General features: G+C 61.7%; 11 protein-coding genes. 6 read left to right on the top strand and 5 right to left on the bottom strand.

Annotated elements, in window-relative coordinates; genetic code table 11:
- The first annotated feature begins 3 nt into the window (after nt 1–3).
- Entirely contained in the window at nt 4–810 is an 807-nt protein-coding gene (locus PH5382_RS07275; RefSeq protein ID WP_058333704.1) for a thioesterase family protein, read from the top strand.
- Here the strand turns inward: PH5382_RS07275 and truA are convergent.
- Nucleotides 807–1583, bottom strand: coding sequence for a tRNA pseudouridine(38-40) synthase TruA (gene truA / locus PH5382_RS07280; protein ID WP_058333705.1), 777 nt, complete (start codon nt 1581–1583; stop codon nt 807–809). The two genes, PH5382_RS07275 and truA, sit on opposite strands and share 4 nt — an antisense overlap.
- Before the next feature lie 110 nt (nt 1584–1693).
- Here truA and PH5382_RS07285 point away from each other — a divergent pair, with 110 nt between their 5' ends.
- Genes PH5382_RS07285 through PH5382_RS07295 form a run of 3 tightly spaced genes read left to right on the top strand, consistent with a single transcriptional unit; the run spans nt 1694 to nt 4678 of the window.
- The gene (locus PH5382_RS07285; protein WP_058333828.1) at nt 1694–3109 is read left to right on the top strand and encodes a YcjX family GTP-binding protein; all 1416 of its coding nucleotides are present in this window, start codon (nt 1694–1696) and stop codon (nt 3107–3109) included.
- Complete coding sequence (locus PH5382_RS07290) at nt 3106–3618, top strand: GNAT family N-acetyltransferase (RefSeq protein WP_231751817.1); 513 nt, start codon at nt 3106–3108, stop codon at nt 3616–3618. The genes PH5382_RS07285 and PH5382_RS07290 overlap by 4 nt, the downstream gene beginning before the upstream one ends.
- 10 nt (nt 3619–3628) lie before the next feature.
- The gene (locus PH5382_RS07295) at nt 3629–4678 is read left to right on the top strand and encodes a YcjF family protein (protein WP_058333706.1); all 1050 of its coding nucleotides are present in this window, start codon (nt 3629–3631) and stop codon (nt 4676–4678) included.
- Nucleotides 4679–4721: 43 nt separating this feature from the next.
- Here PH5382_RS07295 and lpdA read toward each other — a convergent pair whose 3' ends face one another.
- The 3 genes from lpdA to mdeB are packed head-to-tail and all read right to left on the bottom strand — an operon-like array spanning nt 4722 to nt 10442.
- Complete coding sequence (lpdA, locus tag PH5382_RS07300) at nt 4722–6419, bottom strand: dihydrolipoyl dehydrogenase (RefSeq protein ID WP_058333707.1); 1698 nt, start codon at nt 6417–6419, stop codon at nt 4722–4724.
- Nucleotides 6420–6430: 11 nt separating this feature from the next.
- Nucleotides 6431–7741: a 2-oxo acid dehydrogenase subunit E2 gene (locus PH5382_RS07305; protein WP_058333708.1), complete on the bottom strand. Its 1311-nt coding sequence runs from the start codon at nt 7739–7741 to the stop codon at nt 6431–6433.
- A 13-nt stretch (nt 7742–7754) separates the two neighbouring features.
- The gene (gene mdeB / locus PH5382_RS07310; RefSeq protein WP_231751818.1) at nt 7755–10442 is read right to left on the bottom strand and encodes an alpha-ketoglutarate dehydrogenase; all 2688 of its coding nucleotides are present in this window, start codon (nt 10440–10442) and stop codon (nt 7755–7757) included.
- Nucleotides 10443–10572: 130 nt separating this feature from the next.
- Between mdeB and PH5382_RS07315 the strand changes: the two genes are divergently transcribed.
- Nucleotides 10573–11034: an Lrp/AsnC family transcriptional regulator gene (locus PH5382_RS07315; protein ID WP_058333710.1), complete on the top strand. Its 462-nt coding sequence runs from the start codon at nt 10573–10575 to the stop codon at nt 11032–11034.
- 24 nt (nt 11035–11058) lie between these two features.
- Here PH5382_RS07315 and PH5382_RS07320 read toward each other — a convergent pair whose 3' ends face one another.
- The gene (locus PH5382_RS07320; protein ID WP_058333711.1) at nt 11059–11493 is read right to left on the bottom strand and encodes a group III truncated hemoglobin; all 435 of its coding nucleotides are present in this window, start codon (nt 11491–11493) and stop codon (nt 11059–11061) included.
- Nucleotides 11494–11633: 140 nt separating this feature from the next.
- Between PH5382_RS07320 and PH5382_RS07325 the strand changes: the two genes are divergently transcribed.
- Nucleotides 11634–12341, top strand: coding sequence for a VIT1/CCC1 transporter family protein (locus PH5382_RS07325; RefSeq protein ID WP_058333712.1), 708 nt, complete (start codon nt 11634–11636; stop codon nt 12339–12341).
- Nucleotides 12342–12413: the final 72 nt, after the last annotated feature.

The following is a 12413-nucleotide window of genomic DNA, read 5'->3' on the forward strand; positions in this document are numbered from 1 at the left end:
CCTATGACATCCAGGGCCCTCACAGCGCCGCCGTTTTTCTCGCAGAATTCCGAAGGGATTTTTGTCGGGAACGATCCGGCGCGGGGGCCCTGGTCTGCCCATCACTGTCACGCAGGCCCGGTTACTGGCCTGGCAGCGCGGGCTGCTGAACTCGAGATCGGCGCAGAAAAGATGCTGTGCCGTCTGACGCTTGATGTGCTGCGCCCTGTGCCACTGGCCGGGGTGCGCGTTGAGGCCCGGACCACGCGTCACACACGCACATTGGCGACGACGCAGATCACCATACATGATTTTGAGGGCGGGCTTTGCGCGCAGGGCACCTCTATGCATCTGGTGCGCAAGGATCTGGGCGAGGTGCCGACAGCGCCAGTGACGCCGCTCAATCGCGCCGAGGCAGAGCCGGGGCCGTTTTCAATCGGTGCGGGCCTGCACGATAAACCCTATTTTGGCCAGTTTCTGGATGTGGCCTATCCGCCTGGCTTTGGATTGAATCCGGGGCCAAAAACCATTTGGATGCGCACGCCAAAGCTGCTGGAAGGTGAAGAACAGTCTCCGATCCAGTCGCTCTGTGCGCTGGCGGATTGCGGCAACGGGATTTCCTGGAACGCCCGGCCCAAGGAGATGGGATTTATGAATACCGATCTCACAATCCATATTCACCGTGAACCCACCAGCGACTGGCTGGCTTCCGATTCGATATCACATTGGCACGGCACCGGGATCGGCATGTCGCAATCGGTGTTGCAGGACGAAGAGGGGCCGATTGCCACCGCCCTGCAAACCCTGGTTCTACACCCGCCTAAATCTTAGGTATCTGAGGCAAAAACCGGATCGGGATAGCCAACGCGTGCCAGATAGAGCCCATGGCCGGGGCAGACCGGACCGCAGGCGGTACGATCGCGCGCCTCGAGTGCGGTTTTGACATCAATCGGATCCCAGGTGCCCGCACCAACCCGTTCGAGCGTGCCGACAAAGCTGCGGACCTGATTGTGCAGGAAACTGCGCGCCCGCACGTGGAAATGGATCTCGGGGCCGGAGAAACCAGCCACCCGTTCGATCCGCAGCTCATCCAGCGCTTTTATCGGGCTTTTAGCCTGACAGATGGTGGAGCGGAACGTGGTGAAATCATGGGTGCCAACCAGATGCTGGGCGGCCTCTTGCATGGCCTCCAGATCCAGATCGTTGCGCAGCTGCCAGACCTGACCCGCCTCTAGCGTTGCGGGCGGGCGGCGCACCAGAATGCGGAACAGATACTGGCGTTCAATGGCGGTGAACCGTGCGTGCCAGTCGTCGGCAACCTGCGCGCAGGCCACGATGGCTACCGGATCGGGTTTCAGGTGGTAGTTCAGTGCTTCCGACAGACGATAGGGATCCCAGTCTTTCTTGAGATCACAATGGGCAACCTGACCCAACCCATGCACGCCAGCATCGGTGCGACCGGCTGCGGCAATGGTATGGGGGCCGGGCTCCAGACGGGACAGGGCCGTCTCAACGGCACTCTGTACTGTGGGCAGGTCCTTCTGCCTTTGCCAACCGGCAAAAGGCTTTCCATGATATTCGACTTTGAGAGCAAAACGTGGCATGGGCGGGCAAGTAACCCGGCAACAGGCCTGAGGCAAGTGCCCAAGCCACTCTGGTATCATGCGCCTGCGCTGCTTATCTATGGGGCAGGGCAAAAAAACAGGTGTGGCAGGTGGTACTTTCAACAATGGCCGAGGGAGCAGTGCGCGGGCTGGACAGTCTGGGCAACAGTGTTTCCGCACAGTTTTTTGAACCCACGCTGCGGCTTGGCGTCACCGGGCTGGCGCGGGCTGGCAAGACCGTTTTCATCACCTCCCTTGTGGCCAATCTGCTGAACCGGGGCCGTATGCTGCAATTGGATGCCGCGCGCAGCGGGCGCATTGATAGCGCCTATCTGCAGCCCCAGCCTGACGATACCGTGCCGCGTTTCGCCTATGAAGACCATCTGGCCGCACTCACCGGTCCCAACCCCCACTGGCCCGACAGCACTCGCGCTGTGTCAGAGCTGCGACTGAGCCTGACGCTGCGCCCCACGGGGCTGCTGGCCGGATTGCAGAGCCCGCGTCGACTGCATCTTGATATCGTGGATTATCCCGGCGAATGGCTGCTGGATCTGGCCCTGCTGGACAAGACATATACCCAGTGGAGCACCGAGGTGCTGACCCGACTGCCCGCCCGCCAGAGTGCCGCAGGTTATCTGCAACTGCTGACCAGTGTTGATGCGGCCGTAGCCCATGATGAACCACAAGCGCTGGCGCTGGCCGCCGCCTTTACCGCCTATCTGCAGGCCGCGCGTGAGGCAGGATTTTATGACTGCACGCCGGGGCGGTTTTTGCTGCCCGGTGATCTTGCCGGATCACCGGTGCTGACCTTTGCGCCGCTTGCGCGCGATGACAGCGCCGGGCGCGGCAGTCTGTGGCGCGAGATGGAGCGCCGGTTCGAGGCCTATAAAGCCAAGGTGGTAAAGCCATTCTTTCGCGATCATTTCACCAAGATCGACCGGCAGGTGGTGCTGGTGGATGCGCTCAGCGCGATCCATTCCGGCCCACAAGCGGTCGAGGATCTGCGACATGCCATGGGCGATGTGCTCGCGGCCTTTCGTCCCGGCCGCAACGGGTTTTTGACCTCGCTCCTGCGCGGAAAACGGGTGGAAAAGATCCTGTTTGCCGCCACCAAGGCGGACCATTTGCACCATCAGCAACACCCGCAGATGACCGCCATCATCGAGGCCCTGACCCGCGCGGCGCGCGACCGCGCCCAGTTTGCCGGGGCCGAAACCGCCGCCCTGGCGCTGGCGTCACTGCGGGCCACCACCGAGGAAATGCGCCCCCATGAGGGCAGCGATCTGCCCTGCGTGCGCGGGCGGCTGCTCTCCACCGGGCGGCAGGCGGCCTTTTATCCGGGGGCGCTGCCAGACGATCCCGCACAGCTATTGGCGCCGGCGCGGCAGGGGGCCACACATTGGCTGGAGGGCGACTATCAGGCGATGCAATTTGCCCCGGCAGAGCTGCAGCTGAAACCCGGCGATGGCCCGCCGCATATCAGACTGGATCGCGCCGCAGAGTTCCTGATCGGAGACCGGCTGTGAGCACTGCGAGTTCTCAGGATGTGCCGGATGCCGCGATGGTCCTGCGCCCAGCGCAGCCGACGGATGCCGGTGCCATGGGGAATATTCTTTATCGTTTCCAGCAAGATACGCCTTGGATGCCAAAGCTTTATGCTGAGGTGGAGATGATCGCCTTTTGCGGTGTGATGATCGACCGGGGTTGGGTGACGGTCGCGGTGCAGACAGGTCAAGCCACGCATAAGGCGCAGGTGGCAGGATTTCTGGCCCGTGACAATGATGAGATCTGTTCGCTCTATCTGGCGGCAGAGGCCCGTGGGCAGGGGCTGGGGCACAAGCTAGTGGAAGCGGCCAAAGCCGCCTCTCCAAATCTGTGGCTGCGGGTATTTGAGGCAAACACTGCCGCCCATCGGTTTTATCAGCGTACAGGCTTTGTCGAGACCCAGCGCAGGAATGGCGCGGATATCGAAGAAGGCCTGAGTGTTCTCCGTATGGGGTGGCGTCAGGCACAATCGTGCGAACAGGCGGCATGAGGAAAGACACATGAGCAAAAAACCGGTTCTGTTTGATCTGGATGCAGATGAAGACGCCCAGCAGGCAATCGATGTGGCCGCCGCCCCACCGGTGCCGGACCTGATGCCGGATCAGATGCCACAAGCGGCGATACAGGCGCAGGCTTTGCGGCACACCGCCGATCAGCTGGCAGCGCGGCCATCGCGGCTGGCGGCCTGGTTCTGGGGGCTGGTTCTGGCCCTGATCGGGGCCGTGATCTCTGTTGCGGCCTGGGATTTTGCCACCTCATTGATTGCCCGAATTCCGCTGCTGGGCTGGGTGGTCAGCGCCGGGTTTGCACTGGCGCTGGTTCTGGGCGCTGTCATGCTGCTGCGCGAACTGGCGGCACTGGCCCGACTGAAGCGTGTCGATGGCCTGCGTCAGGCGGCGGTGCCTGCGGCACAGGATATGGCAGCGGCACAGGCCTACGTGGCCAAGCTCGAAGGATTTTACGCCTCTCGTGACGATCTCGCGTGGCAGCTGGCACGGCTTGCCGACCGCAAGGCAGAGGTGCTGGATGCGGATGCGCTGTTGATGATCAGCGAGGAAGAACTGCTGGTGCCACTTGACCGGCGTGCGTTGCAAGAGGTCGAGGCAGCCGCGCGGCAGGTGGCAACGGTCACCGCACTGGTGCCGCTGGCGCTGGCGGATGTCGTCGTGGCGCTGCTGGCCTCGGTGCGGATGATCCGTCGGGTGGCGCAGATCTATGGCGGGCGTTCGGGGCTGTTCAGCTCTTGGCGACTGACGCGGGCGGTGCTGGCGCACCTGGCGGCGACGGGTGCGGTGGCCGCGGGCGATGATCTGCTCGAATCCGTTCTGGGGGGATCCGTTCTGTCCAAGCTATCGCGCCGCTTTGGCGAAGGTCTGGTCAATGGCGCACTGTCAGCCCGCGTCGGCATTGCTGCGATGGAGGTTTGCCGCCCGATGCCTTTCTCCAAACTGCACAGACCCTCGACCCGCAAAGTGATCAAGGGCGCATTGGCAGGGCTGTTTCGCCGCGAGACAACCAAGAGCGAGGCCCCCGAAGGGCGTCAAAACTGACGCCCCACGGCCTATCAATCAGATGGTTTCCTACGCCGCCTCGCTAAAGATCGGTGATGGTGCCTTCAAAGATTTCTGCTGCAAGGCCCAGTGTTTCCGACAGCGTCGGATGTGGATGGATGGTCAGCGACAGATCCTGTGCGTCGGCCCCCATTTCGATGGCAAGGGCGGCCTCTGCAATCAGGTCGCCTGCAGCACTGCCGGTGATGCCCGCGCCCAGAAGTTTTCTGGTTGCGGGATCAAAGATCAGCTTGCTTACGCCCTCATCGCGCGCCAGAGACAGCGCCCGGCCTGAGGCCGCCCATGGAAAGCTGGCGGTCTTGATCTTGATGCCTTTGGTGTGGGCTTCGGTTTCAGTCAGGCCAACCCAGGCAACTTCGGGATCGGTATAGGCGACCGAGGGAATGCAGGCGGGCTCAAAGGCGCTGATCTCACCCATCGCGACTTCGGCGGCGACCTTGGCTTCGTGTACCGCCTTATGCGCCAGCATCGGCTGCCCCACCACATCGCCAATGGCAAAGATATGCGGCTGCGTACTGCGCATCTGGGCGTCAACGCTCAGAAAACCGGGGCCCTGCAGAGCAAGGCCTGCAGCTTCAGGCGTGACCTTTGCGCCATTGGGACTGCGGCCCACGGCGACCAGGATTTGGTCAAATTCGCCAGTTTCGACTTTTCCAGTCTCATCACCTTGGTCGGTTTCAAACCGCACCCGCAGCACTTCGGCAGCCTCAACTCCAGTGACCCGGGTGTTGAGCCGGACCCGGCCAAAGCGGGCCGTGAGGCGTTGGCTCAAAGGTTTCACCAGATCAGGGTCGGCGCCGGGCAGGATCTGATGACCCAGCTCGACAATCTCCACCTTGGCCCCCAGCGCGTGATAGACCTGCGCCATCTCCAACCCGATAATGCCGCCGCCAATCACCAGCAGCCGGTCGGGGATCTCTGCCAGCTCCAGCGCGCCGCTGCTGTCGAGAATACGCGGATCCTCTGGCAGAAAGGGCGGGCGGATGGGCTCAGACCCCACGGCGACGATGGCCTTGTCAAAGCTGAGGTGTCGCTCTCCATCTGCGTGATCGATCACCAGCTGATGCGGGCTGGCAAAACGGGCAGTGCCCCGGATTACGCGGATATTGCGCCGTTTGGCGAGACCGGCCAGCCCGGTGGTCAGCCGCGTCACCACGCTGGTTTTGAACGCCCGGACCTTTTCGAGATCAACCTGCGCAGGCGCAAAGCCGAGCCCGAGAGACGCGGCCTCCTCGGCTTCTTCCTTGACCTTGGCCACATGCAGCAGGGCCTTGGATGGGATGCAGCCGACATTGAGGCAGACGCCGCCAAGGCTGGCGCGCGGATCAATCAGCGTCACCTCGGCCCCCAGATCGGCGGCGCGAAAGGCGGCCGTGTAGCCGCCGGGGCCACCACCGATCACCACCAGATGCGCGTGCTCCTCTGCCAAAGTCTGCGGTGCTGTCGATACGACGTCGGCGACATCCGGCAGAGGCGCTGCGGCCATGCCGCTCTCAAACCGCATCACCAGCTGGCCCGGGCTGACCGCATTACCGACGGCAATATGGACCTCCGTGATCGTGCCATCGGCTGGGGCCGGGATATCCAGCACCGCCTTGTCGCTTTCGACAATGAGCAGAGGCTCCCCGGCGGCGATTTGATCGCCGGGTTTGACCAGCACCTCGGCCACCGGGGCCTCAGTGATGCCACCGAGGTCGGGGATCAGAATGTCATGGCTCATGTCAGATCCCTTCACAGGCTGATGCGGCGAAAATCGCCCAGTATGGCGGCAAGATCGCCAAGGAAACGCGCGGCTGCAACGCCGTCGACAGCGCGGTGATCCCAGCTGAGCGACAGCGGCTGGACCAGCCGTGGCTGAAAGGCGCTGCCATCCCAGACCGGCTGGATCTTGGCGCGGGTCATGCCGAGGATCGCCACTTCGGGCGCATTGATGATGGGGGTGAAATTAGTGCCGCCAATGCCGCCAAGCGAGGAGATGGTGAAACTGGCCCCCTGCATATCTGCGGCCTTCAGACGTCCGGCGCGGGCCTGCTCGGCGAGCGCGGCCATCTCTGTGGCGATGTCATACAGCCCCTTTTGATCCGCCTTTTTTATCACTGGCACCACCAGCCCATTAGGGGTGTCTGCCGCCACGCCAATGTTCCAGTAGCGCTTGAGGATCAGATTATCTCCGTCCAGTGAGCTGTTGAATTTCGGGTGTTTTTTCAGCGTGGCGACAATGGCTTTGACGGCAAAGGCCAACAGGGTAAGCCGGGCCGTATCAGGGCCGGCTTCAGCGTTCAACTCATTGCGAAACGCGTCCAGTGCGGTGACATCGGCCTCGTCGAAATTGCAGACATGCGGGATCAGTAGCGCGTTGCGCGCCAAAGCGGGACCAGACAGGCGGGCGATCCGGCTGAGAGGCTGGGCCTCTACCGGGCCGAAACTGGCAAAATCCACCTGCGGCCATGCCGGAAGCCCTGTGGGTAATCCTGTGCCTGTGGATAATCCTGTGAAAGAGCCTGTGGATTGAGGGTGGGTATTTACCGATAGTTTACTTTTTACAAAGCCTTCAACGTCACTCTTCACAATGCGCCCCTTTGGGCCACTGCCGGTGACGGCGCGGATATCTACCCCAAGGATGCGGGCGTAGCGGCGCAGGGAAGGCGAGGCATAGACCGGTTTTCCGACCTGCGGAGCAGGGCTGTTCCCCTCTGCAGAGGGGGAAATTGCTGTGGGGTCCGGCAGAGGCTGCGGATCTGGCAGGGCTGCTGCCTTATCCACAGGGGCGCCGCTGTTTTCCACAGGTTGTTCAGCGTTTGAAGATCCAGAAACCGTCAAAATGACGCTACCTTTACGCAAGGCGTCGCCCATTTTGACTTTCACTTCTTCAATAATTCCTGAAGCATCACTTGGAATATCAAGTGTAGCCTTGTCTGATTCAAGTATGATCAGGGTTTCGCCCACTGTGATGCTGTCCCCTGCGGCGACCAGAACCTCGACCACGGGTGCCGCGTCAAGAGTGCCGATGTCCGGCACCAGAACCTCTCTGATGGTGCTCATCTTGCTTCTCCTTTCAACGGGTCCAGGGCGCATCGCCCTGCAGATCAATGCCAAAATCATCCAGCGCCTGTTTCAACAGGCTTCGGGGCAACGTACCCGCGCCGACGAGGGCTTCGATTGTCGCGAGTGCGATATGTTGCCGGTCGACTTCAAAGAACCGACGCAGAGCCTTGCGATTGGCGGATCTTCCGAAGCCGTCGGTTCCCAGCACCCGCATCGGGGCACGCAGGAAGGGCGCGATTTGCTGGGCATAGGCGCGCACATAGTCAGAGGCGGCAATCACCGGTGCATCCCCGGCCAGCAGCTTCTCAAGATGGCTTTGTTCTGGTGCCTCACTGGCAAAGCGGTTGCGCCGCTCTACCTCGGCGGCTTCGCGGGCCAGTTCGGTGAACGAGGTGGCTGAATAGACATCCGAGGCGATGCCATAGTCCCGCGCCAGGATCTCGGCGGCGGCTTCGACCTCGCGCAGGATGGTGCCGGATCCCACCAGCCGGGCGCGTGGCATCGCCTTCGCGCCATTCGCGCCATATGCCGCCAGATGATACATGCCCCGCAGGATGCCTTCGCCTGCGCCCTCGGGCATCGAGGGTTGGGCATAGTTCTCGTTCATCATGGTGATGTAGAAAAACTCGTCGCGTTTTTCGTCCAGCATCCGGGTCATGCCATGGTCCATGATCACGGCCAGCTCATAGGCATAGGCGGGGTCATAGGCGCGGCAGTTGGGAATGGCCGAGGCCCAGAGATGGCTGGAGCCATCCTGATGCTGCAGCCCTTCGCCAGAGAGGGTGGTGCGCCCGGCAGTGGCGCCAAACAGAAAGCCTCGCGCGCGCTGATCGGCAGCGGCCCAGATCAAATCCCCAACGCGCTGAAAGCCGAACATCGAATAGTAGATATAGATCGGCAACAGCTCGGTATCATGAGCGGAATAGGCGGTGGCGGCGGCAGTCCAGCTGGAAATCGCACCGGCCTCGGTGATGCCTTCTTCCAGCAGCTGGCCGTCGGCGGCTTCCTTGTAATACATCATCGAGCCTGCGTCTTCGGGCTCATAGAGCTGGCCCTGTGGCGCATAGATGCCGACCTGACGAAACAGGTTGTCCATGCCAAAGGTGCGCGCCTCATCCGCCACGATGGGCACGATGCGAGGGCCAAACTCCTTGTCGCGCAGCAGCCCGCCCAGCATGCGCACGGCGGCCATGGTTGTGGACATTTCCTTGCCCTCGGCCTGCAGCGCGAATTTGCCATAGCTGTCCAGCGCGGGGCGCTTGGGGATGCTGGTGCTGGCCTGTTGGCGACGGGACGGCAGATAGCCGCCCTGATCGGCGCGGCGCTGTTGCACATAGATGTGTTCCGGGCTGTCTTCGGGCGGGCGATAGAATTCCAGGGCTTCGACGGATTTGTCCGACAGGGGCAGATCAAAGCGATCGCGAAAGGCCAGCAGGGCTTGGGTGTCGAGTTTCTTGGCCTGATGCGCGGTCATGCGGGACTCCCCAGCACCGCCCATGCCATAGCCCTTTTTGGTTTTGGCCAGAATGACGGTGGGCTTGCCTTTGTGGGCCTTGGCAGCGGCAAAGGCGGCATGCAATTTTTTCAGATCATGTCCGCCGCGCCTCAACGCGTGGATTTCAGCGTCCGACATATGCGCCACAAGGGCTGCGGTTTCCGGGTCGGCGTCAAAGAACTTGGCCCGGTTGTAGTCGCCGTCTTTAGAACCAAGATCCTGATATTCGCCATCCACGGTTTCAGCAAAGCGACGCAGCAGCACATTGTTGGTGTCGCGGGCAAACAGGTTGTCCCATTCCGACCCCCAGAGCACCTTGATCACGTTCCAGCCGGCGCCCACGAAAAGCGATTCCAACTCCTGGATGATCTGGCCATTGCCGCGCACCGGCCCGTCCAGCCGTTGCAGGTTGCAGTTCACGACAAAGGTGAGGTTGTCGAGTCCCTCGCGCGCTGCAAGCGTAAGGCCCGCAATGGATTCGGGCTCATCCATTTCGCCATCGCCAAACACACCCCAGACGTGGCGGTCCTGAGTGTTGGCCAGATCACGCGCCTGAAGATAGCGCATAAAGCGCGCCTGATAGACCGCAGACAGGGGACCAATGCCCATTGACCCTGTGGGCAGCTGCCAGAAATCCTTCATCAGCCAGGGATGCGGATAGGAACAAAGCCCCTTGCCGGGCACCTCTTGGCGGTAACTGGCCAGATCCTCCTCGCTGAGACGTCCTTCAAGAAAAGCGCGGGCATAGACGCCGGGGGCAGAATGCGGCTGGAAATAGACCAGATCGCCACCAAAACCGGCGCTGGGCGCGCGGAAAAAATGGTTGAAACCAACTTCGAAAATCTCGGCGGCAGAGGCATAGGAGGCGATGTGACCGCCGAGCTCTCCGTAGGCTTTGTTGGCGCGCACCACCATGGCCAGCGCATTCCAGCGGATGATCGCGGTGATCCGTTCCTCAAGGGCGGCGTCACCGGGGTAGGCGGGTTGCTGCGCCAGGGGAATGGTGTTGCGATAGGCGGAATAGGGCAGACCGGAAGTGGTCACGCCAAGACGGCGGGCCCGGTCCTGCACCTGACCAAGGACGAACTGCGCACGTTCCGGCCCCTGCGCGGCGGCAAGTGCTTCGAGCGCTTCGATCCATTCGGCTGTTTCGACTGGGTCGGGGTCGCGGTGCATCAGCTGGGGGCGGGTCGATTGGGTCATTGGGTCCTCCATTTGCAGAGGAGATTATCGTGGCGTTTGCGCGAAAAGGTGCCAAATTCACGTGGTTTCTGATCCTGAATTGGCTATAATTGCCAATAATCTGAAAAACTGTGGTGGAAATGGAAAGCCGATGAGCGACCTGGATGCAATGGATCTGAAGATTCTGGCAGAGCTGCAGCGGGATGCGCGCCAGACCCACCAGGAGCTGAGCGAACGTGTTGGTCTGTCGCCGTCGCCCTGTGCGCGGCGGATCAGGAATCTGGAGGCCAGAGGGGTGATCACCGGCTATTGCGTCAAAGTTGACGACGCGGCGCTGGGCTATGGGTTTTCAGTCTTTGTTTCGGTGAAATTGGATCATCAGGTGGATGACCGGTTGCAAAATTTTGAACGGGCCATCTCACTGTGTCGCGAGGTGGTCGACTGTTGGCTGATGACTGGCACCCGAGACTACCTGCTGCGGTTGGCCGTATCAGACCTCAATGAGTTTGAGCGGTTTCTCACCGGCCATCTGACCAAAATCGACGGCGTCGCCTCGATTGAATCCTCGATCCCGATCCGACGGGTCAAGGGCCAGATGTCCCGGCTGAGCTAAGGTGCGCCTGCTGTCACTGCGGGCTCAGAACAGTTTGGGTGGCGCGTCCTTGGGCTGGCGCATGGCAACGATACCTGTGCGAAAGCCTTCTCCGATACGATCTGCTAGGGCGCCCCACTGCAGCGCTATGTCGACGGGCAGCTCAGCCTGCAGGACCTGATGAAACAGCGCCAGCCACTGGGGAAAATGTTTCGCCTCGATCTCGGGACGTGAGACATGCACCCGCATCGGGTTGCCGTTGTAGCATTTCTCGCGCAGGATCGCGTTGCGCCAGAAACGGGCGATCTTGGCTTCGTGGGCGGGCCAGTCGGGGCCTTTGACGTAGAGCGCAAAGATCGGCCCCAATTCGGCATGGGCGCGAATGCGGATATAGAACAGGGCGACGACACGGTCGATCTCATCTCCGGTGACGTCAAAGCGTTTCATTGGATGATCGGGGGCTTGGGGCTGAAAGGTCATGCGCCTGTCCTGTGTCGCGGTGTTGAGGCAGTAGATAGGGCTTTGTGCGGCCAATGGGTAGAGCTGGCGTTGATCTGCCGCAAGGCAGCAACCACGCCAGAGGCTAGACCTGAAGGTGCGCAACAGGAGAGACAGCAAAGATGGAACACGGTCACAGCCCAGAGGAAATCAGCGCCCGCATTGCCGCACCACAGGGGCGGGGCGTGCTGCGCGATGTGGTCTATGGCGCCATTGATGGCTCTGTCACCACCTTTGCCATCGTGGCTGGTGTGGCGGGGGGCGGGCTGTCGCCCTTTGTCATCGTCGCTTTGGGGCTGGCGAATGTGCTGGCCGACGGGTTCTCCATGGCGGCCGGCAACTATTCCGGCACCAAGGCTGAGCTGGACGACATCAAGCGCCTGCGCGAGGTCGAAGACCGCCATATCAACCTGTTCCCTGATGGCGAGCGGGCTGAGGTGCGCGAGATCCTGCGTCTCAAGGGCCTGAACGGCCCGGTACTGGAGGCGGCGACCGATGCGATCTGCGCCGACAAAGAGGCCTGGATCAACCTGATGATGGAGGGGGAATATGGCGCCAGCCCGGTTGATCCGCAGCCGATGCGGGCTGCTTTGGCGACGTTTGGTGCTTTCCTTTTGGCAGGGATGGTGCCGCTTTTACCTTTCCTGTTGGGGCTGGATTCAGCTTTTTCGCTGTCGGTCTGGCTGACGCTGGCGACGTTCTTTGTCATTGGTGCTGCCAAAAGCCGTTGGGCGCTGACCCCATGGTGGCGATCTGGGGCCGAGACCCTGGCCATCGGTGGGGCGGCTGCCGCCTTGGCCTACGGTGTGGGGCTATTGTTTCAGGGTTAGATCAGGGCGGGAATGTTTCGCGCGCGAAACGGCTTTAGACTTTGTAAACAAATATGAAAAGCGGGTGCACGG

It is taken from the genome of Phaeobacter sp. CECT 5382, from assembly GCF_001457775.1.
In the GTDB taxonomy this organism is placed as follows: Bacteria; Pseudomonadota; Alphaproteobacteria; order Rhodobacterales; family Rhodobacteraceae; genus Pseudophaeobacter.